At 70.4% G+C, this 23,149-nt stretch carries 21 protein-coding genes; 7 read left to right on the top strand and 14 right to left on the bottom strand.

The features are described 5' to 3' along the window. Position 1: 1 nt before the first annotated feature. The 4 genes from BN159_RS11145 to BN159_RS11130 are packed head-to-tail and all read right to left on the bottom strand — an operon-like array spanning position 2 to position 3,925. Positions 2-580, bottom strand: a complete 579-nt coding sequence (locus BN159_RS11145) for a GTP-binding protein (RefSeq protein WP_041819099.1) — start codon at positions 578-580, stop codon at positions 2-4. Further along, positions 567-983 (bottom strand): DUF742 domain-containing protein, encoded by a 417-nt coding sequence (locus BN159_RS11140; protein WP_015657064.1) that lies wholly within the window; start codon positions 981-983, stop codon positions 567-569. Before BN159_RS11140 ends, BN159_RS11145 begins: the two co-directional genes overlap by 14 nt. Positions 984-1,025: 42 nt before the next feature. Further along, entirely contained in the window at positions 1,026-1,502 is a 477-nt protein-coding gene (locus tag BN159_RS11135; RefSeq protein WP_015657063.1) for a roadblock/LC7 domain-containing protein, read from the bottom strand. Next, positions 1,499-3,925 (bottom strand): sensor histidine kinase, encoded by a 2,427-nt coding sequence (locus BN159_RS11130; protein WP_015657062.1) that lies wholly within the window; start codon positions 3,923-3,925, stop codon positions 1,499-1,501. Before BN159_RS11130 ends, BN159_RS11135 begins: the two co-directional genes overlap by 4 nt. Before the next feature lie 162 nt (positions 3,926-4,087). Between BN159_RS11130 and BN159_RS11125 the strand changes: the two genes are divergently transcribed. Next, a complete protein-coding gene (locus BN159_RS11125) occupies positions 4,088-5,023 on the top strand; it encodes an ABC transporter substrate-binding protein (protein WP_041819096.1) in 936 nt (311 codons plus the stop codon). A gap of 30 nt (positions 5,024-5,053) precedes the next feature. Here the strand turns inward: BN159_RS11125 and BN159_RS11120 are convergent, their stop codons facing one another. The 3 genes from BN159_RS11120 to BN159_RS11110 form a co-directional block, all read right to left on the bottom strand. Continuing rightward, complete coding sequence (locus tag BN159_RS11120; protein WP_015657060.1) at positions 5,054-6,436, bottom strand: glycoside hydrolase family 43 protein; 1,383 nt, start codon at positions 6,434-6,436, stop codon at positions 5,054-5,056. Between the two features lie 122 nt (positions 6,437-6,558). Further along, positions 6,559-6,975: a DUF6114 domain-containing protein gene (locus tag BN159_RS11115; RefSeq protein WP_015657059.1), complete on the bottom strand. Its 417-nt coding sequence runs from the start codon at positions 6,973-6,975 to the stop codon at positions 6,559-6,561. Further along, positions 6,975-7,586, bottom strand: coding sequence for a DUF6230 family protein (locus BN159_RS11110; protein WP_015657058.1), 612 nt, complete (start codon positions 7,584-7,586; stop codon positions 6,975-6,977). Before BN159_RS11110 ends, BN159_RS11115 begins: the two co-directional genes overlap by 1 nt. 343 nt (positions 7,587-7,929) lie before the next feature. Here BN159_RS11110 and BN159_RS11105 point away from each other — a divergent pair, with 343 nt between their 5' ends. After that, positions 7,930-8,583, top strand: a complete 654-nt coding sequence (locus BN159_RS11105; RefSeq protein WP_015657057.1) for a hypothetical protein — start codon at positions 7,930-7,932, stop codon at positions 8,581-8,583. A gap of 18 nt (positions 8,584-8,601) precedes the next feature. On the opposite strand, the gene BN159_RS11100 is transcribed toward BN159_RS11105, so the two are convergent. Continuing rightward, the gene (locus BN159_RS11100; protein WP_015657056.1) at positions 8,602-9,507 is read right to left on the bottom strand and encodes a lytic polysaccharide monooxygenase; all 906 of its coding nucleotides are present in this window, start codon (positions 9,505-9,507) and stop codon (positions 8,602-8,604) included. 379 nt (positions 9,508-9,886) lie between these two features. Between BN159_RS11100 and BN159_RS11095 the strand changes: the two genes are divergently transcribed. Next, positions 9,887-11,686 carry a S8 family peptidase gene (locus BN159_RS11095; protein WP_041819094.1) on the top strand — a complete coding sequence of 600 codons (1,800 nt, stop codon included), beginning with the start codon at positions 9,887-9,889 and terminating at the stop codon, positions 11,684-11,686. Between the two features lie 66 nt (positions 11,687-11,752). Here the strand turns inward: BN159_RS11095 and BN159_RS11090 are convergent, their stop codons facing one another. Further along, a complete protein-coding gene (locus tag BN159_RS11090) occupies positions 11,753-12,616 on the bottom strand; it encodes an NAD(P)H-binding protein (protein WP_015657054.1) in 864 nt (287 codons plus the stop codon). Beyond that, positions 12,613-13,299: a ScbR family autoregulator-binding transcription factor gene (locus BN159_RS11085; protein WP_015657053.1), complete on the bottom strand. Its 687-nt coding sequence runs from the start codon at positions 13,297-13,299 to the stop codon at positions 12,613-12,615. Before BN159_RS11085 ends, BN159_RS11090 begins: the two co-directional genes overlap by 4 nt. A 176-nt stretch (positions 13,300-13,475) precedes the next feature. Between BN159_RS11085 and BN159_RS11080 the strand changes: the two genes are divergently transcribed. From BN159_RS11080 to BN159_RS11070, 3 genes are all read left to right on the top strand, one after another. Beyond that, on the top strand, positions 13,476-14,390 hold the full coding sequence (locus BN159_RS11080) for a ScbA/BarX family gamma-butyrolactone biosynthesis protein (protein ID WP_015657052.1): 915 nt from the start codon (positions 13,476-13,478) through the stop codon (positions 14,388-14,390). Between the two features lie 67 nt (positions 14,391-14,457). Beyond that, on the top strand, positions 14,458-15,105 hold the full coding sequence (locus BN159_RS11075) for a ScbR family autoregulator-binding transcription factor (RefSeq protein WP_015657051.1): 648 nt from the start codon (positions 14,458-14,460) through the stop codon (positions 15,103-15,105). Positions 15,106-15,151: 46 nt separating this feature from the next. Beyond that, positions 15,152-16,327: a damage-control phosphatase ARMT1 family protein gene (locus BN159_RS11070; protein WP_015657050.1), complete on the top strand. Its 1,176-nt coding sequence runs from the start codon at positions 15,152-15,154 to the stop codon at positions 16,325-16,327. Positions 16,328-16,330: 3 nt separating this feature from the next. Here the strand turns inward: BN159_RS11070 and BN159_RS11065 are convergent, their stop codons facing one another. Together BN159_RS11065 and BN159_RS11060 are read right to left on the bottom strand one after the other, a co-directional pair. After that, the gene (locus tag BN159_RS11065; RefSeq protein WP_015657049.1) at positions 16,331-17,593 is read right to left on the bottom strand and encodes a cytochrome P450; all 1,263 of its coding nucleotides are present in this window, start codon (positions 17,591-17,593) and stop codon (positions 16,331-16,333) included. Next, on the bottom strand, positions 17,590-18,405 hold the full coding sequence (locus tag BN159_RS11060; RefSeq protein ID WP_015657048.1) for an alpha/beta fold hydrolase: 816 nt from the start codon (positions 18,403-18,405) through the stop codon (positions 17,590-17,592). The genes BN159_RS11065 and BN159_RS11060 overlap by 4 nt, the downstream gene beginning before the upstream one ends. A gap of 195 nt (positions 18,406-18,600) precedes the next feature. On the opposite strand from BN159_RS11060, the gene cyc2 reads away from it, so the two are divergent. Continuing rightward, positions 18,601-20,760 carry a germacradienol/geosmin synthase Cyc2 gene (gene cyc2, locus BN159_RS11055; protein ID WP_015657047.1) on the top strand — a complete coding sequence of 720 codons (2,160 nt, stop codon included), beginning with the start codon at positions 18,601-18,603 and terminating at the stop codon, positions 20,758-20,760. Here cyc2 and BN159_RS11050 read toward each other — a convergent pair. Together BN159_RS11050 and BN159_RS11045 are read right to left on the bottom strand one after the other, a co-directional pair. Then, positions 20,753-22,291, bottom strand: coding sequence for a hypothetical protein (locus tag BN159_RS11050; protein WP_015657046.1), 1,539 nt, complete (start codon positions 22,289-22,291; stop codon positions 20,753-20,755). The genes cyc2 and BN159_RS11050 overlap by 8 nt on opposite strands. Positions 22,292-22,365: 74 nt before the next feature. Continuing rightward, complete coding sequence (locus BN159_RS11045; RefSeq protein WP_015657045.1) at positions 22,366-23,079, bottom strand: CTP synthase C-terminal region-related (seleno)protein; 714 nt, start codon at positions 23,077-23,079, stop codon at positions 22,366-22,368. Between the last annotated feature and the right edge of the window lie 70 nt (positions 23,080-23,149).

The raw sequence follows: 23,149 nt of genomic DNA, 5'->3' as shown, positions 1-23,149 counted from the left end.
CTCAGGCTTCGGTGCGGGCCAGCGCCTGCTCCAGGACGATCAGTAGCGCGTCCCGCACCGAGCCGCGTTCCCGCGCGTCGAACACCACGACCGGCACCCCGTCACTCACATCCAGCGCCCACCGCACATCGTCGATCTCATGCTCGACCTTCCCGTCGAACGCGTTCACCGCGACCGCGAACGGGATCCCCTTGTGCTCGAAGTAGTCGACGGCCGCATAACAGTCGTCCAGCCGGCGCGTATCCACGATGACGAGCCCACCCACCGCGCCCTCGACGAGGTCGTCCCACATGAACCCGAACCGCTCCTGTCCGGGCGTACCGAACAGATAGAGCTTCAGCGTCGGGTCGATGGTGATGCACCCGAAGTCCATGGCGACGGTGGTGGTCGTCTTGCTCGGAGTGTGCGTCAAGTCGTCGACGCCCGCCGCGACTTCCGTGATCGCGGCCTCCGTCGTCAGCGGTTCGATCTCGGAGATGGAGCCGACCGCGGTCGTCTTGCCCACGCCGAAACCCCCCGCGATCACCATCTTGACCGGCAGCGGCGGTCGTACGGCGGCGGCCGGTTCAGTCGGTGTCACGGAGAACCCCCCGGGAGTCGGGGATGGCCCGCAGGCCATCGATCACTCTTCGCAGTACGGATGAATCGTGGACGGCATCGGCGTTCGGCACATGCACCGTCAGCCGCCCCTCGGCCCGCAGATCCTCCGCGAGCACCCGGACGACGTTCAGGTGCAGCCGCAGCCGGGCCGCGATCTCCGCGATGGACTGCGGCTGCCGGCACGCGGCAACGATGTCGTGCTGCTCGAAGGAGAGCAGGTCAAGCGAGTCGAGCCCCTCGGCGGTGGCCACCACCTGGGTCTCGACGGGCATCGTCCGGCCGGACGCGCTGGGCGCCACCCGGCCGGCGGTGACCAGGAACGGCCGTACGGCGGGGGCGGGGCCGACCGGGTCGGGGCCCGGGGGTGGGGTGCCGTCCGCCATGGGGTCCGTAACCGTCCTTCTCGAGAACCGGCGTGGAACCGGTCAGCGGGCCGACGCGGCGCCGACGCTGTTCTTCAGCTCCAGCACCAGCTGCGGGTTGAGCGCGGCACCGGCGCGGTTGGCGAACAGCGTCATCTCGTAGGCGATGTTGCCGAGCTTGGCCTCCTTGTCGGTGACCACGCCGAGCACCGCCCCGCTGCCGATCGCGGAGACCAGGACATGCCCGCCCTCCAGGTCGATGATGACCTTGTTCAGGCCACCGAGGCCGTAGTTGCCGGAGGCCCCGGCGGCCAGGCTGGTGATGCCGGAGACGATCGCGGCGAGCCGCTCGGAGTCGGCGTGCTCACGCAGCTCGGACACCGCGATCAGCAGCCCGTCGGAGGAGACGGCGATGGCGTCGACGACGCCCGCGGTCTCGGTCGCGAAGCGATTCAGCAGCCAGGTGAAGTCGGCTGCGGCGGCCTGGAGCTCGGCCGGCGTGGCGGCTCCTGCCGGAGTGGCACCTGTCGACGTACTCACTGCTCCGCTCCTTCCGGGAGGTTGTTCTGGTCCCGCTGTTCGGGGATCGGGGTCTGTTGTGTGGTGTCGCTGACGCGGTGCGCCCGCTCCACGCCCGCCTCGAACTCCTCCAGCGCGGACCGTACGGCGTCGGCGTCGGCGGGGTGGGCGGCCTGGCGCAGCATCTGGTGGGCGCCGGTGTCCTCGGCGGTGCGCAGGGTGGCACCGCGGACGCGGCGGCGCAGCGGACGGGAACCGGACGCGTGGTCGTCGGGGGAGGCTTCCGGCTGGTCGGCGCGTGCGTGATCGGTGGAGGGCACGTCGGTGGCGGGACCCTCGCGCCGGGGGAGCCGGCGGGGGAGGGAGCCGGAGTCGGCCGAGACCGCTGCCGCTGCCGCTGCCGCGGGGAGGGGGCCGGTGGCCGGCGCCTCGGTCGGCGGAGTGTCCGGGGCCGCCGGTTCCGGCACCTCCGGAACCGGCAGCAGCAGCGAGGAGGGCACACTGACCTCCGCCGTCACACCGCCGCCCGGCGTCCGGGTCAGCGTCACCTCGATCTCCCACCGGCGCGCCAGCGTGCCGACCACGAACAGGCCCAGCACCTTGGTCGGCACCAGGTCCAGGCGCTCACGGCGGACGAGGCGGGCGTTCTCCTCGGTGAGCCGCTCGGCGCTCATGCCCAGACCGTGGTCGGAGATGACGATCGACGCGGACTCGCCGTCCGCCCCCGCCGCCACGGTCACCTCCACGGGGGCGCCCGCGGGCGAGAACGACACCGCGTTCTCCAGGAGTTCGGCCACCATCAGCGTCAGGTCGCCGATGACGTCCGGCTCCACCGCGGCCTCGGACCGCGCCTGGAGCCGTACCCGCTGGAAGCCCTCGATCTGGCCGAGCGCGGCCCGTACGACGGTGGTGAGGGCCAGCGGACCGGAGCCGAGGCCCGACTCACGGATGCCCGCGAGCAGCATCAGGCTGTCGGCGTTACGGCGCAGGCGGACCGCGATGTGGTCGATGCTGTAGAGGCGTTCCAGCAGCTCGGGGTCGGTCTCGCCGCGCTCGACGGCGTCGATCAGGGAGAGCTGGCGGGTGGTCAGATTGCTGACGCGGCGGCCGACGTTGCCGAACATCTCGGCGACGTTGCGGCGGCTGAGCACCTGGCGTTCCAGCAGCGCGGCGGCGGTTGTCTGCACCCGGTTGAAGGCCTCGGCCAGCTCGCCGATCTCGTCGCGCGCGGTGACCGGCACCTCGCGCAGGCGGGGCGGGCCGTCGTCCTCGGCGTCGTCGTCGGCGACCCGTGCCAGCTCACGGTCCGCGACCTCGGCGACCTCCCGGGCGGCGCCGGTGAGGGCCTGCACGGGCCGGACCACCGAGCGGCGGACCATGACCGACAGGGCGAACCAGAAGGCGAAGCCGAACAGGGCGAGTGCGAGCAGCAGTCCGGCGCGCCAGGCGGCGTCCCCGGAGGCGTCGTCGGCGCGGTCGGCGATCTGGTCGATGAGGGAGGCGGTGATCCCGAGCCGGATCTCGGCCTGCTCCCGGTAGGCGGGGTAGGAGACGAGCGCGGCCTGGAAGGACCGCCGGATCTCGTCGGGGGAGTCCGCCTGGAGGGTGCCGGGGTCGATCTGGAGTTCGGCGTACTCGCGGACGATGAGGGCCTGCGGGGAGCTGTGCTCGATCCCGCGCAGCTCCTCGGTCTGCTCGGTGGTGGCGAACCGGGCGAAACGGTCCGCCTGGTAGGTGTACACCTCGTAGGAGCCGACCGCGCCGATGAACTCGATGAGCGCGTTGGAGTCACCGGTGGAGGCGGAGAACACCCCGGTCTCGAAGGCGCTGTGGGCGGCGTCGGTGCGCAGCAGCGAGTCCAGCAGGTTGCCGGTGAAGGTGGCCGCGAGACCGGCGTTGCGGTCCAGGCCCAGGCCGTCGATGACGCCCTTGGCGGCGTTGGTGTACGCCGGATCGATGTTGTCGGCGGGCAGATAGCCCTGCTCGATGGTGTCCCGGAGGCTGCCGAGGGCGCCGATCTCCTTGAGCGCCTGTGCCTCGGTCTGCGGCAGCCGGTCGCCGAAGGTCTCGCGGACCTTGACGACCTGGGCGTCCACCGCGGACTGCGCCCGGTCGTAGGAGTCCGTGGAGGGCGGGGCCGCGCCCTCGCCCGCGGCCTCGTGCCGTACGGAAAGCAGGATGGCCTGCTGGTGCTCGGCCTCCACCCGGTCCACCAGCGTGGCCACTTCGGCGCTGTCCCGGACCAGCCGGGCCGCGTCGGAGGCGGCGGAGGACTGGTCGAGCTGGTCGTCGATGAGGTAGGCGAGCAGCAGGGCCACGACGGCGAGCGGCACGCCGACCAGGAGATTGAGCTTGCGCCGGAAGGGCCGACGGTCGATGAAACGCCGTATGCCAAGAGGGGAACCGTGGGTCGTGGTGGACGCGTCCACCTCGCTCGTGGACACCATTCCTCCTGGTTTGATCAGTCTCTGGCGTCAACTGCGGGGAGACTATCGCCTCTTGAGGCATACGTCTTCACATGTGGTCACAACTGACTACTCATTGAGGCCAATCGGTGACCCGGATTCTCTTGACTGGGCAAGAAGCCGCTGGATTGGATCAGTCTCGTGACTTCTACCGCTTCACGCAGCAGGTCCATCATCGTGCTCGCCGCCACCGCGGCCCTGCTTGCGGGGTGTGGCTCCTCCGACGAAGACAACGACAATCCCCTGGCCGGGGACAAGGCGAGCGGCGACACCGTCGTCGTCGGCTCCAACAACTTCGCCGAGTCCATCCTGCTCGCCGACATCTACGGCGAGGCCCTGAAGGCCAAGGGCCTCAAGGTCACCTACAAGCCCAACATCGGCAGCCGTGAGACCACTTACGGCCTGCTCAAGAACGGCTCCATCACGGTGCTCCCGGAGTACAACGGCTCGCTGCTGGCGTACCTGGACCCGAAGGCGGAACAGAAGAGCGCCGACGCGGTGAACGCCGCGGTGAAGACCAAGCTGGACAAGAAGCTGACGCTGCTGGAGTCCTCTCCCGCCGAGGACAAGGACTCCGTGAGCGTCAACGCGGAGACGGCGAAGCAGCACGGCCTGACCGCCGACTCCACCCTCGCCGACCTCAAGGACATCGCCCCCGACCTGGTCATCGGCGGTTCGCCCGAGTTCCAGACCCGGCACCAGGGCCTGCTGGGCCTGAAGGACGTCTACGGTCTGGAGTTCAAGTCCTTCAAGGCGCTCGACGCCGGCGGTCCGCTGACCCAGGCGGCGCTGACGAAGAACACCGTGCAGGCCGCGGACATCTTCACCACGGACCCGACCATCACCAAGGAGAAGTTCGTCGTCCTGAAGGACCCGGAGAACCTCTTCGGCTTCGCCAACGTGACCCCGCTGGTCTACAAGTCGGGCCTGTCGCAGGAGGGCATCGACGCCCTCGACGCGGTCTCCGCCAAGCTCGACACCACGACCCTGCTGGACCTGGACTCGCAGGTCCAGCTGGAGAACAAGGACCCGCTCGACGTGGCGAAGGCCTGGCTGGCGTCGGCCGGCCTGGACTGACCGTCAGCGCCCGGCACTGACCGGGAGAGCTCAGTACCCGACCTGGTACGTCGCGTCCTGCCGCTCCGTGGCCGTGGAGATCGGATCGATCCGCAGCGCGTAGCCGTAGTGACGGAGGTACCGGGTCGGGTTGTTGTACGACCGGAACGACGCCCAGGACGCGTCGGCCAGCCCCGCCGTACGGTAGAAGGTCGCGTCCCCGGCGAAGGCCGACGTGCCGTCGTTCGCGTCGAGTCGGAGCGCGTAGTCGTAGTGCCGCAGATAGCGCGTCGGGTAGTTGACCGACTGGAAGGACACCCCGGACGAGTCCGCGAGCCCCGGCACCAGCTTCCACTGGGAGTCCGGGAACGGGTCGAAGGGGTAGGCGTCGATCCGCCCGAGGAATCCGCTGTGCCGGACGTAACGGTCCGGGAAGTTGTAGGACTTGAGCCGGTTCCAGGCCGGAGCGCCCCACCGAGTGAGCAGATTGCCGTACTCGGTCGAGGTGATCGGATGGATGCCGCAGTGCTTGGAGTTGAGGGGCTGCGTGTACAGCTTCTGGTCGAGCGCCGTCCAGGTGCCGGAGGCGAGATCGGTCGACTGCCAGACGTAGAAGACCCCGTTCGGCGTGTAGGTGTCTCCCCACAGGTAATACGTGTTGGACGTCAGTGACTTCACCACGGTCGGCGCCTCGGTGCCGCCGTGTGCGACCGCCGTGCTGAACGGAGCGAAGCTGCCTGGCGTCAGAGACGACGACCGTGCCCCGACGAGCGTCCCCTCCCTCTTGAAATAGAGGTGGTTGACGCCGTTCACGCCGATGGTGAGATTGCCGTCGATGACGTCGTAGCCGGGATCGAAGAAGACCTGGGGACCGGCCGTCGTACGGAAGTCGGTCGTGTAGCTGACCATGATCACGTTGTGGCCGCTGCTGTTCACCGACGAGTAGAGGATGCCGTACTGCCCGCGTCCCGCGTCCCAGTAGGCCTCCGGCGCCCAGGTGTGGGTGTTGGTCATGTCGTGCAGTTTCAGCAACCGGTAACCGGTGAACGACCGCAGGTCGGTGGAGTCCCAGACATGGATGTACACGCTGGTGCGGCTCCAGTCGGTGCCGCTCAGATCAGTCGCCAGCACCACGAAGGTGCCGTCCTGCTTGCGCAGCACGAACGGGTCGCGCAGCCCGCCCGCACCGGCGGTCGGGGTGACCACCGGGGCGTTCTGGTTCAGCGGTGTCCAGCGCAGCCCGTCCGTGCTGACCGCGAGATGCAGGCCGTAGTTGGCCTCCAGCATCGTGTTCGACTCGGTGAAGTAGGCCATCACATACGCCGAGTCCGCGGCGTGCGCGGTCCCGGCTCCGAGGGTCAGCGCACCGGTCGCGGCCAGCGGGGCGGTCGCCGCCAGGCCGAGGAGGGTTCTGCGGGACAGGGGAGCGGTCATGGGGGCTCCAGGAGCGGTCGCGGCCGATGCGGGGGAGTGTTCGGTATCGCTGTCCTGTATCGCCGTTCGGTATTACGAACGTGGTTCGGTTTCCGTGGTGACGGACGGCGGGGGAGCCGGGTTCAGGCGGGCTCCCCCGCCTCCCGCTGTACCGCGCGCCGCCGCTGCCGGCGGCCGCGGCGCGGCTCCTGGTCGGGGAGCCAGCCGAAGGCGAGACAACTTCCCGCGGCACCGAGGAGCAGGCCGAGGAAGAAGCCGCCGAGGTTCGAGGTGAGCCAGGTGCCCAGGGAGAGCATCAGGCCCGTGATCGAGTAGAACAGGCGCTGCGTGGGATTGAACAGGATCAGCAGGCCGAGCAGCAGCATCAGCGTCGGCAGGAGATATCCGGCCAGGCCCTGCATCCCGATGTGCAGGACGACCTTCAGCGACGCCTTCTCGGTGAACAGGATCTCCGCGCCGCCCAGGGCGAGCAGCAGCCCGCCCCAGAACGGCCGCTCGCCCCGCCAGCGACGAAAGCCCTCGCGGGATGCCGACGACATCAGCAACCCGACTCGCTGAAACGGAGTTTGAGGCCGGGCAGCTTGAACACCCCGGCGGTCGTGGCGTAGTTGGTCTGCCGCAGATCGGCGATGCGCACGGTGTCGGCCTGCTGGCTGAAGACGCCCTTCGGGCCCTGCACTCCGCCCTTGGTGAGGGTGCTGGCGTCGTTGCCGATCTCGATGTTGGAGAAGGCGGCGTCACCGGACAGCTCGGTGGAGTCGGTGGCCAGATCGCTCGCGGTCACCTTCTCCGCGCCGCTGCCCGCGGTGATGAGCAGATTGATGCCGCCGAGGTCGACGCTCTGGCAGAGCTTGGTGAGCGTGGCGTCCTTGATCACGGAGGTGACGACCAGTACCTGGCCTCCGGTGTCGCCCTCGTTGGGGCTGCCCGGAGCCATGTTGTCCAGGCCGCCGAACTGCTCGAAGCCGGTGCCGTTCAGCTCGGTGGCGGTCACCGTGAACGGCATCCCGGAGATCGCGAACTGCACACCCAGCGCGCCCTGGGCGGTGAGCACGGCGAGCCCGGCGAGGGTGAGGGTGGCGGGGACCGCCAGTACGGCGGTGCGCCGGGCGCGGACGCGCCCGGGTCTGCTGGTGGTACCGCTTTCCATGCCTGCTCCCAGGTCTTCGGGCACGTTGTCCTGGCGCGGACAGCGGCGGACGGGCCAAGTGGGCGGAGCGAGCGGAAGGGCTTTCTCGTACTCCGCAGTAGCGTGCGAGGAAGTTACCCGGGGTTACATTTGAGGGTCAAGGGTGTTGTGAAAAAAGGGTGTTGAATATGTGTCAGCTGTGAGTCGGCGCTTGCGAAGGCTTCAACTCCCTTGCTGTGCCTTGACGTTGACGGTTCATCAGGTCTACAACTCTCCCTGGCTCGACCCGGTCCGTGGCGCCGGACGGGACGGCCCCCCTCTGAACCCCCCACCACCCCCCCCGCTTCGGAGAAGAGGCCCCCGCATGCGTACTCGCACCCTGCTCACCCTCATCTGCACTGCCGCCGCCTGCGCGCTCCCCCTCGCCGGACCCGCCTCGGCGGTCGACACCCCGGTCCTCACCAAGGGCAGCGTCGGCGGTGCGCCCGTCGCCGTCGGGGACGTCCTGACCGCACCGCTGGCCAGTGGCACCACCGCCACCCTCTACTCCAGCGCGACCGGCACCAGCGGCATCTCCTGCACGTCCTCGCAGTTCACCGCCACCGTCACGGACAACCCGGCCGCTCCGGGCACCGCCGGCGAATCCCTCGGCGCGCACACCTTCGACAGCGCGAGCTGCACCAGCAACGTCCTCGGTGTGCTCGGCGTCAACAGCATCACGGTCGACAACCTGCCCTACGGCACCACCGTGAACTCCGACGGCACCGTCACGGTGACCCCGGCGAGCGGATCCACCATCCGGACCACCGTCAAACTGCGCACCCTGCTGGGCGCCATCACCTGCGTCTACCAGGCGCCGAGCCTGACCGGCACGGCGAGCAACGACGACAACAGCATCAACTTCACCGCCCAGCAGTTCACCAAGACCTCCGGCTCCTCGCTCTGCTTCGCGAACGGCTACTTCACCGCCAAGTACGCCCCGGTGACCGACGGCGGAGAACTCGTCTTCGTCAACTGACAGCCGTAGCCCCGGAGTTCACCTCCGACGCAGGCGTACGGCCAGGGCGGCGCCCCCGGTGAGGAGAAGCACCGCGGCGGCGCCGCCCGCGAGCAGCGGGGCCGAGGGGCCGGAGTCCGGGGCGCTTGTCGTGGCCGCGGTCCGGCTCTGTGCAACCGGGGAGGAGTCAGGGCTCCTCGCGACCTCGGGGCTCTCCGTGGGCTGCGTGGTCTCCGGCTTCTTCGTGCTCTCGCCGGCCGACGGCTTCTTCGCGCTCTCCGGCTTCCGCGTCGTCGTCTCCGGCTCCGGCTTCGTCTCCGGGAACACCACGTCCGAGCACGAGTAGTACGTGTCCGGAGTACTGCTGTTCTCCCACACCGTGTACAGCACATGACGTCCCGTCCGGTCCTTCGGCAGGGTCGCGCGGATGCTGTAGGCGCCGTTCGTCAGCGCCGGGTCGCGCACCTCGGCGAAGGGCTGTTCCGGGAGGTCGGACCAGGAGAGCGGACGGGTGGGGTCGTAGCCCTGCTCGGTGAGGTAGAGCCGGAACGTGCCGGTGTGCGGGATCGTCGAGACGTAGCGCATGGTCAGCGCCGCGCCGGGGTTCAGCCGGGTGGACGGCCAGTCGACGCGGGCCAGGTCCAGGCCCCGGTAGGCGGGCAGGCCGCCGCTGCACAGCTCTCCGTCGGGGACGATCTGCCGGTCCCGTCCGTTCACGTTCGCGATGCGCAGGTTGTCCCAGGCCGTGAAGGGCGAGCCGTTCGCGGCGACCGCCGCCCGGCAGGCCGCCGAGCGCGCGTCCGGGCCGCCCTCGGGAGAGCAGGCCATCACCCGGCTCACCGGATCCGTCGGCGCGCCGTGTGCGGCGGCCGGGGTCGCGGCCCACAGGGCGAGCAGCACAGGGGCCGCGACGGCGGTGGCGAACCGGGCGCGGGTCCGGGTCATGTGGGGGTCTCCTCGGCCGGGCGGGTGTCCGCTGCTGTCCAGTGCAAGGTCTGCTTCTGTCCAGTACGGGCCGGCGGCCCGGCGCGTTCAACGGGGCGCGAGCCCATGCAAAAGCGGACACAAGCGTTCAACAGGCGGACGCCGAGGGTTGGTTTCCGGCCGGATCGAGGGTTTCCCCTGTATCCCTATGACCTTCTGTTTGCCTATCGTTCCAGCACAGCCGACCCACAGGTAACCCCCGACAGGTCGGTCCCCACCGCGCCTGGCCGGCCACAGCGCAACGCTTTTCGGTTCTCGGTTCGCCCCCCTCCGCTTCGACGACGAAGCGATTTGACCGCCGCTCCGCGCTGCCCGGAGTACGGCCACGAAAGGCAATCCCTTGCGTACCTCTCCCCCCGTGCGTCGGAAGCTGATATCCGCCGCCGCGGTCTCCGCCGCGCTGTTCACGGCCGCTACCGCCACGGTCGCCGTCGCCCAGGACTCCACCGCCCCCACGGACGCCCCCGCCGCCCGTACCGAGGCCGCCCCCGGCGCCCCGGCCGAGCGCCTCATCGTCGGCTACAAGTCCGGCGCCGCCGAGGCGAAGTCGAACAAGGCCGCCGACGCGGACGCCGCCGCCAAGGGCAAGGAAGCCGGCGAGTCGCTGGACTTCCAGCGCCGCCTCGGCACCGGCGCCGCCCTCGTGGACCTCGGCGAGGACCTCACCAAGGCCGATGTCGCCGACGTCGTCGCCGAGTATCAGGCCGACCCGCAGGTCGCCTACGTCGTACCGGACCGGCTGAACAAGCCGCTGGCCACGCCGAACGACACCGAGTACAGCAAGCAGTGGGACCTGTTCGAGACCACCGCGGGCATGAACGTGCCGGGTGCCTGGGACGTCGCCACCGGCACCGGGGTCACCGTCGCCGTCATCGACACCGGCTATGTCGCCCACTCCGACCTCGCCGCGAACATCGTCGGCGGCTACGACTTCATCTCGGACGCCACCGTCGGCAACGACGGCAACGGCCGCGACAGCAACCCGGCCGACCCGGGCGACTGGACCGCCGCCAACGAGTGCGCCTCCGGTGACCCGGCCTACGGCTCCTCCTGGCACGGCACGCACGTCGCCGGCACCATCGCCGCAGTCACCAACAACAGCAAGGGCGTCGCCGGTATCGCCTACGGCGCGAAGGTCTCCCCGCTGCGCGTCCTCGGCAAGTGCGGCGGCTACGACTCCGACATCATCGACGCCATCACCTGGGCGTCCGGCGGCACCGTCTCCGGTGTTCCGGCCAACGCCAATGTCGCCAAGGTCATCAACATGAGCCTCGGTGGCGGCGGTACCTGCTCCACCGCGACCCAGAACGCGATCAACGGCGCCGTGAACCGCGGCACCACGGTCGTCGTCGCGGCGGGCAACAGCAACGCCAACGCGGCCAACTACTCGCCCGCCAGCTGCAACAACGTGATCAGCGTCGCGGCCGCCGACCGGCAGGGCAACCGCGCCTCCTACTCCAACTACGGCACGGTCGTCGACATCGCCGCCCCCGGCGGTGAGACCGCCACCACCGCCAACGGCATCCTGTCCACGCTGAACGCCGGCGAGCAGGGTCCCGGCGCGGAGAGCTACGAGTACTACCAGGGCACCAGCATGGCCGCCCCGCACATCGCGGGCCTCGCCGCGCTGATGAAGTCGGCGAACTCCGCGCTGACCCCGGCCCAGATCGAGTCCGCGATCAAGACCAACTCGCGTGCTCTGGCCGGTACTTGCTCCGGCGGTTGCGGCGCGGGCCTGGCGGACGCGACCAAGACGGTGCAGGCGGTGAGCGGCTCCGGCGGCTCCACGGGGGGCACCACCTTCACCAGCACCTCGGCCGTCTCCATCCCGGACGCCGGCTCCGCGGTCGAGTCCCCGATCACCGTCTCCGGCGTCAGCGGCAACGCCCCCTCGACGCTCCAGGTCGGCGTGGACATCACCCACACCTGGCGCGGTGACCTGGTCATCGACCTCGTTGCTCCGGACGGTTCGACGTACCGCCTGAAGTCCGCCAGCTCCTCGGACTCCGCGGACAACGTCATCACCACCTACACGGTGAACGCCTCCAGCGAGGTCGCGAACGGCACCTGGAAGCTGCGGGTGCAGGACACGGCGGCGCAGGACACGGGTCGGATCAACAGCTGGAAGCTGACCTTCTGAGCTGAACCTCCGACCGCTTGAGCGGACGGGCCGGCCGGTGCGGATGGGGCATCGGCCGGCCCGTCGTCATGTCCCGTCGCCGCGGAACGCCGCCAGATGATCGACTGCCCACTGCCGATAGTCCCCGGCGGGCCGCCCGAGCAACTCGGCGACGGTGGGGTCCACCTCCGACTTCGCCCCGGACCGCCCCCGGGACGCGCTCTCGGCGAGCGCCTCGGCGATCGGCGCCGGATAGCGTACGAGCAGACGGCGCCGCGCCTCCTCCTCGCTCAACTCGTCGAACACCAGCGGCCGTTCCAGCAGTTCGCCGAGGATCTTCGTCTGGTCCACGGGGCTGATCGCCTCCGGACCGGTGAGCGGGTACGCCCGCCCGGCGTGCGCCTCGGGCGCCAGCAGCGTCAGCGCCGCCACCTCCGCGATGTCCTGTGGATCGACGGTGGCGTTGACGGCCGTACCGCAAGCGGCTCGCACCACGCCCTCCGCGCGGATGGAGATGGCCCAGCCGAGCGTGTTGGACATGAACGCGCGCGGCCGCAGGTGCGTCCACAACAGGCCGGAGTCGGTGACGAGTTGCTCGTTGTCGCGCTGCCAGTTCGTGATCAGGTCGGTGGCGTCGAGGTCGGTCACCGCGAGCGCCGACAGCTTCACCACGTGCCGGACCCCGCAGGCGCGTGCCGCCGCCAGGAAGTGCTCGTCATGGGCGTGGGTCAGCGGGTTCGCGGTGACCAGCAGGGCGGACGTCACTCCCGTCAGCGCTCTGCGCAGACTGTGCGGATCGTCGAAGTCGCCGCCCACGACCTCGACTCGGGGTCCGGCGAGATCCGCGGCCCGCTCCGGGCGACGGGTCAGCAGGCGCAGGGGAGCGGTGCCGCGCAGGCGGCGTGCGACCAGCCCGCCGACGGTGCCGGTCGCGCCGGTGAGCAGGATCACGGCTCCGACCCCTCCATCAGCTCCCCGTTCCCGTCCTCGTCCTCGTCCTCGCCGAGCAGGGCCAGGATTCGTACGCCCCGGTCCGGGGCGGTGTCGAGGCGGCCGAGCAGCCCCGGTACCGCGATGCTCGGCAGGACGTGCGACCACAGCACCGAGATCCGGTGCCCGAGATCCTCCCGCCCGGTCAGCGCCCTGGACATCAGCTGAATACCGGCGAAGGAGCCGACCAGCAGCTCAACGGTGTCCCTCGGCACGACCGTGGGCAGCAACTCGCCCTGTTTGTCAGCCTCTTCCAGCAGATCGACCACATGGTCGGCCCACTGCCGAAACGGCCCGGAGTGATCGACCCCGGGGGGCGTGGCCTGGTCCACGGTCAGTCGCACACTGCCCTGAAGCAGCGGGTTGCTCAGCAGGCGTCGGCCGTAGACGAAGCTCATGTCCACGATCTCCTGGAGCTTGCACGGCTGCGGCGGCACCGCGCCGAACGGCACCTGCTCGTCCAGCACCGCCTGGGCGAGGGACTCCTTGGAAGGGAAGTGGAAGTACAGCGCGCCCTTGGTGACTTCGGCCCGCTCCAGAACCATGGAGATCGTCGTCGAGGCGTACCCGTGCTCGTCGAACACCGCACCCGCGGCTTCCAGGATCGCTCTGCGCGTCCTGATGGCGCGTTCCTGCTTCGCCATAAGGGCCCCTCCGATGCGCCGAGTTGACCGGATGGCCCACAGTGCGACGGCGCGGACGCGCACCGATCCTGGTCACCCTGGTCTCATTGAAAACAAACCGGTCGGCTCGTACTCTAGCGCTCACGGCACGGGCACCTCGCCGTCTGTCAACACTGTCGAGGGAGCCAGGGAGAAACATGCCTGAATTGCCGCAACTCGCCGTTTTCCCGACGGCGTCCGACGCCCTCACCGCCACCGTGCCCCGCCAGCTGGTGCATCGTGCGGCCTTCGCCGAGACCCTCCTCACCGGCTGGCGACGGATCGGAACCGACCAGTTCAGGGTAGCCGCGCAATGGCCGCGAGCGCACCCGCTGCACGTGTCGAGCGACCGTACCGCATACGAGCCGCTGCTCGTCACCGAAACCGTCCGCCAGGGCGGCACACTCCTCGCCCACACCGAGTACGACGTGCCGCTGGACCACCGGTTCGTCCTTCAGGAACTGCGCGTCAGCACCCGTCCCGAGTACCTCGCCGTGGGTCCGGCACCCGCCGAACCGGTCGTCGACATCACCATCCTCGACATCCGCCGCCGCGCAGGACGCGTGGTCGCGTTCGACCTCACCGCGGCCGTGAGCATCGAGAACACGCAGGTCGCGAGCGCCTTCTTCGCCGCGTCCTGGACCAGCGAGCCCGTCTACCGCAGACTGCGCGGCGGCCGAACGGCCGCCTCCGTCACCGCACTCGAGCCACCGCCCGGACTGCCGTCCGCCGTGGTGGAGCGTACGGTTCCCGCCGATGTCGTACTGGCCCGGCCGGACCGTCCGGGGCGCTGGCAGTTGCGAGTCGATACCGCTCATCCCGTTTTTTTCGACCACCCTCTCGACCATGTCCCCGGCATGCTGCTCCTGGAGGCGGCGGGTCAGGCTGCCCGTGTTACCGGGGGCGGGGAGTACGAGCCGATATCGTTCCACGCCACCTTCGACCGGTACGCCGAACTGGATCAGCCCACGTGGATCGAGGCGGAACTCGGTCCCGACGCCCAACTCCAAGTCATCGGTGTGCAAGGGGATTCACCAGTCTTCGCATGCCGGGTGGGCACGGTGGCGCGGTGAGCTAAGGTGTATGCGGAGTGAAAAACAAACGGCATGACCCGTTCGTTTCCGTAGGAGAGTCCAGACGATGGCGAGGCAGTTACGCGCTGAGCAGACCCGCGCGACGATCATCACCGCTGCCGCTGACCTGTTCGATCGTCGCGGCTACGAATCGACCAGTCTGAGCGACATCGTCGAGCACGCCCAAGTCACCAAGGGCGCGCTGTACTTCCACTTCGCGGCGAAGGAGGACCTGGCGCACGCGATCATGGAGCTTCAGTCCCAGGCCTCCCGCCAGATAGCCGGGGAGATGGACGCCCGCGGCTACTCCTCGCTGGAAGCGCTGATGCGCACCACCTTCGGCATCACCCGGATGTCGGTCGAGGGCCCGATCCCGCGGGCCGGGCTCCGGCTCGCCACCGGCCCGGTCGCCGTCAGGGCGCCCATGCAACACCCGTTCTCGGAGTGGCTGGAGATCGCCTCCCGCAAACTCCTCGGCGCGGTCAAGGAGTCGGACCTCCATCCGGACGTCGACATCGACGCCGCGGCCCACTCCCTCGTCTGCTTCTTCGTCGGCACCCGGACCGTCGGACGGTCCGTCGAACCGGTCGCCCGGCAGCCCCGCCGGGTCGCCGAGATGTGGGCCCTCCTCATCCGCGGCATGGTCCCGGTGCCCCGCCGTCCGCGCTACCTCACCCTCGCCACCCAACTGGAGCGGGAGGCCAGAGGCGTCTGAGGGCGCGTGCCGGGGACGGGCCCGGTGCGCGCGATACCGTCGCCGCATGGACGTCACCCCGCCCGTGATCCTCGGCGACGAACCCGGCACCTTCCCGTACTCCGTCCTCACCGAACGCCACCCCGCGATCATCGACCAGGTCCGCGCGGCCCTCCCGTACGGCCCCGACCGGCAGGCCGCGCTCGACGCGCTGCTGCACGACTGCACCAAGGGCGTCATCGAGCCGCTCCCCGCCGACGCCCACGACCGGGACCGCTGGCGGGAGTGGGGCACCGACACCTACGCGGGCCGCCCCTGGACCGACGTACCGTGGCTGTGGTCGGAGAGCTACTTCTACCGCCGACTCCTCGGCGCCGTCGGCTACTTCACCCCCGGCACCTGGCAGGGCGTCGACCCCTTCCGCCCCGCCAAGCTGGCCGAGCTGGACTCCCCGGAGACGGACGAGGAACTGTCCGCGCTGGACGGTCTCGCCGCGCTCTCCCCCGACGAGCGGGACCGGGCCCTGCTGCACGGCTCCCTGTGGGGCAACCGCGCCGATCTCGGCTTCCGGCTGTCCGCCGCCGACGGTACGGCCGCCTCCGGCACCCCGCCCCTGGTCGCCGACGACAGCGCGGCCCTGTGGTCCCTGCTGCCGCCCGCCCCGGCCGCCCCGCTTCTGTGCCTGATCGCCGACAACGCCGGCCGCGAACTCATCCCCGACCTCCTCCTGATCGCCCACCTGCTCGGCCAGGGGCGTGTGGAGCGGGCAGTCCTGCACGTCAAACCGCACCCCTACTTCGTCTCCGACGCCACCCCCGCCGACGTACTCGACGCCCTGCGCAGGCTCAGGACGGCACCGGGCGCGGCACGGTCGTACGGCGACACCCTCTGGGCGGCGCTGACCGACGGCCGGCTCGCGGTCCGCGCCCACCCCTTCTCCTGCGCGCCCCTGCCGTACGAGCGGATGCCCGGCGACCTGCGCGAGGAGTGGGCGCGGGCCACGCTGACGATCCTCAAGGGCGATCTCAACTACCGGCGCCTGGTGGGGGACCGCAAGTGGCCGCCGACCACCGGCTTCGCGGACGTCACCGACTGGTTCCCCGGACCCGTCGCCGCCCTGCGCACCCTGAAGTCCGAGGTGATCACGGGCCTCGACGCCGGGACGGAGACCGCCCTGACCGCCGCCGAGGGACAGCGCTGGCGCACCAGCGGCAGCCACGCCCTGATCCAGGTGCGCCGCTGACACTCATGTCACCTCGACCGGCAGCGACTTGATCCCGTTGATGAAGTTCGACACCAGTCGGCCCGGCGGGCCCGCGCTCCGCAGCACGGGCAGGGTCCGCAGCGCCTCCCGGTACAGCACCCGCAGCTGGAGCCGGGCGAAGTGCGCGCCCAGACAGACATGCGGGCCGTCCCCGAAGGAGACGTGCGGGTTCGGCGTACGGGTCAGGTCCAGCCGGTCCGGGTCGGCGAAGACCCGCTCGTCCCGGTTGGCCGAGGCATGGAAGACCACGACCTTGTCCCCGGCCCGGATCCGCCGCCCGGCCAGCTCGGTGTCGCGGTCGGCGGTACGGCGGAAGGTCAGCACGGGCGGATGCCAGCGCAGCAACTCGTCAACGGCCGGGGCGAGTTCGACGTCCCCGGCGCGCAGCCGCTCGTACGACTCCGGGTGCTCGGCCAGCGCCAGCAGTCCGCCCGGGGCCGCGGAGCGCACGGTGTCGTTCCCGGCGACGGTAAGCAGGAAGAAGAACATCTCCAGCTCGGGGCCGGTGAGTTCGGCGTCGTGCGCGAGGATGGTCAGCACGTCGTCCGCCGGGTACCGGCGCTTGTACACGGCCAGTTCACCGGCGTAGTCGAACATGTCCCGCAGCATCGCCGGGGACCGCGGATTGACCGGTTTCCCCGCCCCGTCCAGCACCGGCGGGCCGGACTCGTCGGGGTCCTGGTACCCGATGACCCGCTGCGTCCAGTGCAGCAGCAAACCGCGGTCCCGTTCGGGGACGCCCAGCAGATCGGCCAGATTGAGCAGGGCGTAGTCATCGGTGACGGCGGTGACGAGATCGACGGTGCCGTCCTGCTCCCGGGCCGTTTCCAGGGCCCCCGCGAACAGGCTCTGGGCGCGCTTCTCGGCGAGCGCGGTGAACCGGTCGACCCGCCCCGGGGTGAAGGCCCGGCTCACCAGTCGCCGTAACCTGCCGTGTCCCGGCGGATCCTGATTGAGCATCATGCGGCGGATGAACGGCAGGTCCTGCGGGTCGGGATCCCGGATCTGGGTGGCGCCGAGGTGGGAGGAGTACGTCAGCGGATCCTTCAGCACCCGGACCACGTCCGCGTGCCGCGTCACCGCCCAGAACCCCGGGCCGGCCGGCCAGCCCAGCACCTCGGGCTCGTCCTGCCAGGCCACCGGGTGATGGTCGCGCAGGACGCGGTAGGCGGCGTAGGGCACACCGGCGGCGTACTGCCGGGGGTCGAAGACATCGGGGACGGGCGGGGAGGGCCGGACGGTCACGCCTCCTCGCCCTCGGCCCCGGTCCCGCTCTCGTCCTCGTCCTCGTCGTCCGCGTCGAGGAAGGCCTCCACCACCTGGATCAGCTCCAGCGGGGACTCGTCCATGGCGTAGTGCCCGGCCCCCGACAGCTCGCGGACCTCGCCGTACGGATACCAGCGTCGCCAGGTCTCCCGCAGCAGCGCGGCCGACAGCGCCGGGTCCAGCCGGCCCGCGACCGCGAGCGCGGGCACCCGGACGCCCGCCACCTCGGCGTGGAAGTCCTCTCCCGCCCAGGAGTCCAGCCAGGACCGGAACGCCTTCGGGTCGCTCACCGCGAGGGAGCGGGCCACCATGCGCTCCAGCCAGGCCGCGGGCCGTACCCCGCCGGTGGTGAAGTCGATGATCGTCCGGCGGTTCTCCGGCAGGTGCGCCGCGTCCGCGAACAGCTCCCACTGGTCGGCCGGGAGCGGCAGCCCCGAGGCGGGCACCGGCGACACACCCACGATCCGGCGCAGCCGCCCCGGAGCCAGCGCCAGCAGCCGCTGGGCCACCGCCCCGCCCATCGAGTGCCCCACCACCGAGAACCGCTCCCAGCCGAGCCGGTCGGCCAGCTCCAGCAGATCCTGCGCCGCCTCGGCCGTCGAGTACGCGCCGACCGCGTCCTTCGCCTCGCCGTAGCCGCGCAGATCGACCAGTGCGTAGGTGAAGGACGTGATGTCGAGGTCGGGCAGGACGCTCGCGTACGCGGACCGGTCGGCGAACCAGCCATGCACCGCGAACACCTTGTGGGCACCGTCGCCGTGCAGCTCATGGGGGAGCGTGAAGGAGGTCATGCGAACACGGTGGCGCCCCGGCCCGGCCTCGGCAAGAGCACGCGGTTCGGTGGACGTACACGTCCCGCCACACGCGCGCGGAGACGAACGCCACAAGGGCTCCGGGGAGTTCGCGGGTTCGTCCCGGATTCACGCGATGGTGTGATCATGTCCCGCCCTGCGGATGTCCGTTCAGGGCCCGGGTAGAGCCCGGCCATGACGCAGCAGCCCTTCGAACTCCCGCACTTCTACATGCCGTATCCCGCGCGGCTCAACCCGCATGTCGACGAGGCGCGCGCCCACTCGACCGCGTGGGCGCGCGAGATGGGCATGCTGGAGGGATCCGGGATCTGGGAGCAGTCCGATCTCGAAGCGCATGACTACGGACTGCTCTGCGCCTACACCCACCCCGAATGCGACGGCCCCGCCCTCTCCCTGATCACCGACTGGTACGTGTGGGTCTTCTTCTTCGACGACCACTTCCTGGACATGTTCAAGCGCACCCAGGACCGCGCCGCCGGCAAGGCGCACCTCGACCGGCTCGCCCTGTTCATGCCGATGGACTCCGCGACGCCGATGCCCGAACCGGAGAACCCGGTGGAGGCGGGCCTCGCGGACCTCTGGACGCGCACGATCCCGGCGATGTCCGCCGACTGGCGCCGCCGCTTCGCCGTCGCCACCGAGCATCTGCTGAACGAGTCCATGTGGGAGCTGTCCAACATCAACGAGGGGCGGATCGCCAACCCCGTCGAGTACATCGAGATGCGCCGCAAGGTGGGCGGCGCCCCCTGGTCGGCCGGTCTGGTGGAGTACGCGCGCGCCGAGGTTCCCGCCGCCGTCTCCGGGGCCAGGCCGCTGCGGGTGCTGATGGAGACCTTCTCGGACGCCGTGCACCTGCGCAACGACCTCTTCTCCTACCAGCGCGAGGTCGACGACGAGGGCGAACTCAGCAACGGCGTCCTGGTCCTGGAGACCTTCTTCGGCTGTACGACCCAGGAGGCCGCCGACGCCGTCAACGACGTCCTCACCTCGCGGCTCCACCAGTTCGAGCACACCGCCCTCACCGAGGTCCCCGCGCTGGCACTGGAACGCGGCCTCACCCCGGACGAGGTCGCCGCCGTCGCCGCCTACACCCAGGGCCTTCAGGACTGGCAGTCCGGCGGCCACGAATGGCACCTGCGCTCCAGCCGGTACATGAACAAGGGCGCCCGCTCCACCAACCCCTGGCACGGCCTCACCGGCCCCGGCACCTCCGCGGCCGACATCGGCGCCCTCCTCGCCTCGGCAGGCGCGGAACGACTGCGCGCCTACACCCATGTGCCGTACCAGAACGTCGGGCCGTCCCTCATCCCCGACATCTACATGCCCTTCGAGGTGGACCTGTGTCCGCATCTGCCGGGCGCCCGGCAGCGGCTCGTCGACTGGTCCCACCGCATGGGGATCCTGGAGGAGGGCGTCTGGGACGAGGACCGGCTCGCCGCCGCCGACCTCGCGCTGTGCTCGGCGGGCCTGGACCCCGACGCCACCGAGGAGGCCCTCGACCTCAGCGCGCACTGGCTGGCCTGGGGCACCTACGGCGATGACTACTACCCCCTCGTCTTCGGCCACCGCCGCGACCTGGCCGCCGCCCGCCTCATCACCCGCCGCCTGGCCGACTGCATGCCCGTCGACGGCGCGGAGACCCTCATCGTCCCCGGCAACGCCATGGAGCGCGGACTCATCGATCTGTGGGCCCGTACGACCGCGGAGATGACGCCCGAGCAGCGGCGCACCTTCAAGGACGCGGTGAACGCCATGACCGAGAGCTGGGTGTGGGAGCTGTCCAACCAGCTCCAGCACCGCGTCCCCGACCCGGTCGACTATCTGGAGATGCGCCGGGCCACCTTCGGCTCCGAACTCACCATGGCCCTGTCCCGGATGGGCCACGGCCCCGCGATCCCTCCGGAGGTGTACCGCAGCGGTCCGGTGCGCTCCCTGGAGAACGCCGCCATGGACTACGCCTGTCTCCTCAATGATGTCTTCTCGTACCAGAAGGAGATCCAGTACGAGGGCGAGATCCACAACTCGATCCTCGTCGTGCAGAACTTCTTCGGCTGCGACTACCCGACCGCCCTTGGTGTCGTGCACGATCTGATGACCCAGCGCATGCGGCAGTTCGAGCACGTCGTCACCCATGAACTCCCGGTCGTCCACGACGACTTCGACCTCTCCGAGGAGGCACGGGACGCCATGGACACCTATGTGGCCGACCTGCGGAACTGGATGGCGGGCATCCTGAACTGGCACCGCTCGGTCGACCGCTACAAGCCCGACTACCTGGCCCGCCGGGCCCACGGCTTCCTGCCGGACCGGGCGCCGGCCGTCCCCGTCATCTGAGGTCCCTGAAGTCCCGTACCCGTTCCGCGGTTTCCTCGGCGAGCTCTCGGAGGCGCTTCAGGCCGTTCCCCGAGAGTTCGCCGAGTATCGCGTCGGCGGCGGCGAGGAGAGTGCGCGCCCCCTCCGGGAGGTCGGCGTCGACGAGGGCCCGGGTCAGGGCGTAGTGCTCCTCGGCTATGAAGCGGCCGAAGTTCACCTGGGTCCAGTACCTCAGGGAGTCGTCGCCGGGGTCGGCCAGGAGGGCCCGTATCGCGGCCAACGAGTCGATGGCCTGCGGAAGTTGCCCGCAGACCCGCTCCAGTCGGGCCTGGTCGCGGCGCTCCGAGATCCGGTCCCACGCCGTCTCCTGGAGGGCGGTGTGCAGACGCTGGGCGCGCAGCGCCTGAGGGAGGTCGCCCGCCCGCTCCAGTTCGGCGGCGAGCCAGCTGAGCCGGGATGTCTCCAGCCGGGTCGGATCACCGGGCCGCCGGAGAAGGCTCTGGTCCATGAAGACCTCGTCCAGCGCGCGGATCAGCGCCACTCGGGCGAGTTCGGTCATGCCCTGGTCCAGGGCGAGTTCGGTCCAGGTGGCCAGTGGCTCGTCGGCCGGATCGGTGCCGAACATCCACTCGTCCAGCTCCTCGGCCCAGCGCAGCAGCTCGGCGGCGTCCGCGCCCGGCTCGGGGATCTCGCTGAGGCCGCAGTGCGTGTCGAAGTCCGTCTCCCGGACCTCGTACAGCAGCGGCAGATCGCCGACGTCACCGTGCCGCCCCACGAGGACCGCGGCGAGTCGCAGTTCGTCCGTCATCGACGACTCGGTCTCGCGCCGGAGCAGATACCGGAGAAGGTCCAGGTCACTCTCGGCCCGGTCGAACTGCGCGGCCCGCAGGGCGAGCCGACGCCGAACGGGATCCCCGGCCACCGGGTCCCAGTCGGCGCGGTCGCTCGTCCGCAGCAGGGTCAGATCCGCGCGTCCCCGGGCGAGCACCGGTTCCCACAGCGGTGGGCGTGGGTGTTCGTCCAGGAGCCGGTAGGCGAAGCCCTCCTCCTCGGTGAGCAGGACGAAGTCGGGTTCCGTGCGCAGGAGAGCCGTGTGCAGCAGGGTCACCAGCTCGACCGGGGAACGCTCGGGAAAGCCCAGGGCGGCACGGAGTTCGGCCCGGGTCTCGTCGATGCCGTAGTCCTCGCGCATTTCCTCCTCCGCCGCAGCGATCCGCGCGAGGATCACCTCCTCGCCGTCCCGCGGCGACAGGTCCACGAAGTCGAACCAGCAGGGCAGACCGAGCACCACCTGGAGCGCCTCGTCGACACTGGAGCCGATGATCCCGGCCCCGCCCTCGGAGTCGGCGTAGAGCATCGAGCCGTCCGCGCACACGAAGTACGTACCGCCCGCGCCCGTGCCCGCGACGACCTCTATCGGCCCGCCCGAGGCGAGGCGGACGGGCTCGCCGTGGCCGCCGTCGGCACGGCTCAGGTCGAACTCGAAGGGGAACGCGGCCAGTTCGGCCAGGCGCGGGTTCTGCCGCAAGGTTCGCAGCGCGTGATCGGTCATGTCACAGAAAGTAACAGGCCCCACTGACAACGGGCCGCGCCCGCCCTCCGAACCCGGGCCTCGCCCCCCCCACCTCACACGCGCTGACCTGCGTGTTCCACGGCGGCCCTGGCCCACGCCGTGACCATCGGGTGCGGGCGCGAACCGTCGCCGGACAGCTCCGGCTGGAAGAGCGAGACCAGGAAGAAGGGGTGGCCGGGCAGTTCGGCGATCCGGACGTGGCCGTCCTCGTCGCGCCCGGAGAAGCGCAGGCCGTGCCCGCTCAGGGCGTCGAGGTGGCGCGAGGGACCGTAGGCGCAGAAGTACCGCTCGACCGTCCGCTCCGAGCCGATCACGGACTGCGCGAGCGAGTCCGGCTCGACGAGGACCGCACCCTCATGGCCCACCAGCGAACAGGCCAACGGTTCGATCAGCGGGTCCCCGGCGTCCGGGTCGTTCTCCGCGTGCGCCACGCCGGTGAGGCCGCAGACATGACGGGCGAACTCCAGCAGTGCGTGCTGGAACCCGCCGCACGTCCCCAGGAAGGGGATGCCCCGCTCCCGTGCGACACGGATCGCCGCGAGCACCCCGGCCTCGCTGCGATACGGGCTGCCCGGCACCACCCACACCGCGTCGAAGCCGTCCACGGCGCCCGGCTCGCCCGCCTGCTCGGACGGGATCCAGTACGCGTCGAGGAGCAGCCGCTCGCGGGCGGCGAGGGCGTCGAGCAGCAGGGGGATGCGGGTGTGCGACACGACGTTGGGGGAGCGGTCGCCGACCAGGGCGATCCGCGCGAGGGTCTCGGTCATGCCGTTCATCCTGGGCGCCACGGCCAGTTCACGTCCAACGATGATTCCTGCACCCTCGATAAGCAGAGCT

Origin of the sequence: Streptomyces davaonensis JCM 4913 (assembly GCF_000349325.1) — a bacterium.
Lineage (GTDB): Bacteria > Actinomycetota > Actinomycetes > Streptomycetales > Streptomycetaceae > Streptomyces > Streptomyces davaonensis.
The sequence above is the reverse complement of the archived record's forward strand: the minus strand, read 5'-3'. Positions and strand labels throughout refer to the sequence as shown.

Excerpts from the sequence above, each read along its gene's own strand:
- BN159_RS11140 (WP_015657064.1), bottom strand. The coding sequence starts at position 983 with ATGGCGGACGGCACCCCACCCCCGGGCCCCGACCCGGTCGGCCCCGCC.
- BN159_RS11120 (WP_015657060.1), bottom strand. The coding sequence starts at position 6,436 with ATGACCGCTCCCCTGTCCCGCAGAACCCTCCTCGGCCTGGCGGCGACC.
- BN159_RS11115 (WP_015657059.1), bottom strand. The coding sequence starts at position 6,975 with ATGTCGTCGGCATCCCGCGAGGGCTTTCGTCGCTGGCGGGGCGAGCGG.
- BN159_RS11110 (WP_015657058.1), bottom strand. The coding sequence starts at position 7,586 with ATGGAAAGCGGTACCACCAGCAGACCCGGGCGCGTCCGCGCCCGGCGC.
- BN159_RS11105 (WP_015657057.1), top strand. The coding sequence starts at position 7,930 with ATGCGTACTCGCACCCTGCTCACCCTCATCTGCACTGCCGCCGCCTGC.
- BN159_RS11100 (WP_015657056.1), bottom strand. The coding sequence starts at position 9,507 with ATGACCCGGACCCGCGCCCGGTTCGCCACCGCCGTCGCGGCCCCTGTG.
- BN159_RS11085 (WP_015657053.1), bottom strand. The coding sequence starts at position 13,299 with ATGGCGAAGCAGGAACGCGCCATCAGGACGCGCAGAGCGATCCTGGAA.
- BN159_RS11080 (WP_015657052.1), top strand. The coding sequence starts at position 13,476 with ATGCCTGAATTGCCGCAACTCGCCGTTTTCCCGACGGCGTCCGACGCC.
- BN159_RS11075 (WP_015657051.1), top strand. The coding sequence starts at position 14,458 with ATGGCGAGGCAGTTACGCGCTGAGCAGACCCGCGCGACGATCATCACC.
- BN159_RS11070 (WP_015657050.1), top strand. The coding sequence starts at position 15,152 with ATGGACGTCACCCCGCCCGTGATCCTCGGCGACGAACCCGGCACCTTC.
- BN159_RS11060 (WP_015657048.1), bottom strand. The coding sequence starts at position 18,405 with ATGACCTCCTTCACGCTCCCCCATGAGCTGCACGGCGACGGTGCCCAC.
- cyc2 (WP_015657047.1), top strand. The coding sequence starts at position 18,601 with ATGACGCAGCAGCCCTTCGAACTCCCGCACTTCTACATGCCGTATCCC.
- BN159_RS11050 (WP_015657046.1), bottom strand. The coding sequence starts at position 22,291 with ATGACCGATCACGCGCTGCGAACCTTGCGGCAGAACCCGCGCCTGGCC.
- BN159_RS11045 (WP_015657045.1), bottom strand. The coding sequence starts at position 23,079 with ATGACCGAGACCCTCGCGCGGATCGCCCTGGTCGGCGACCGCTCCCCC.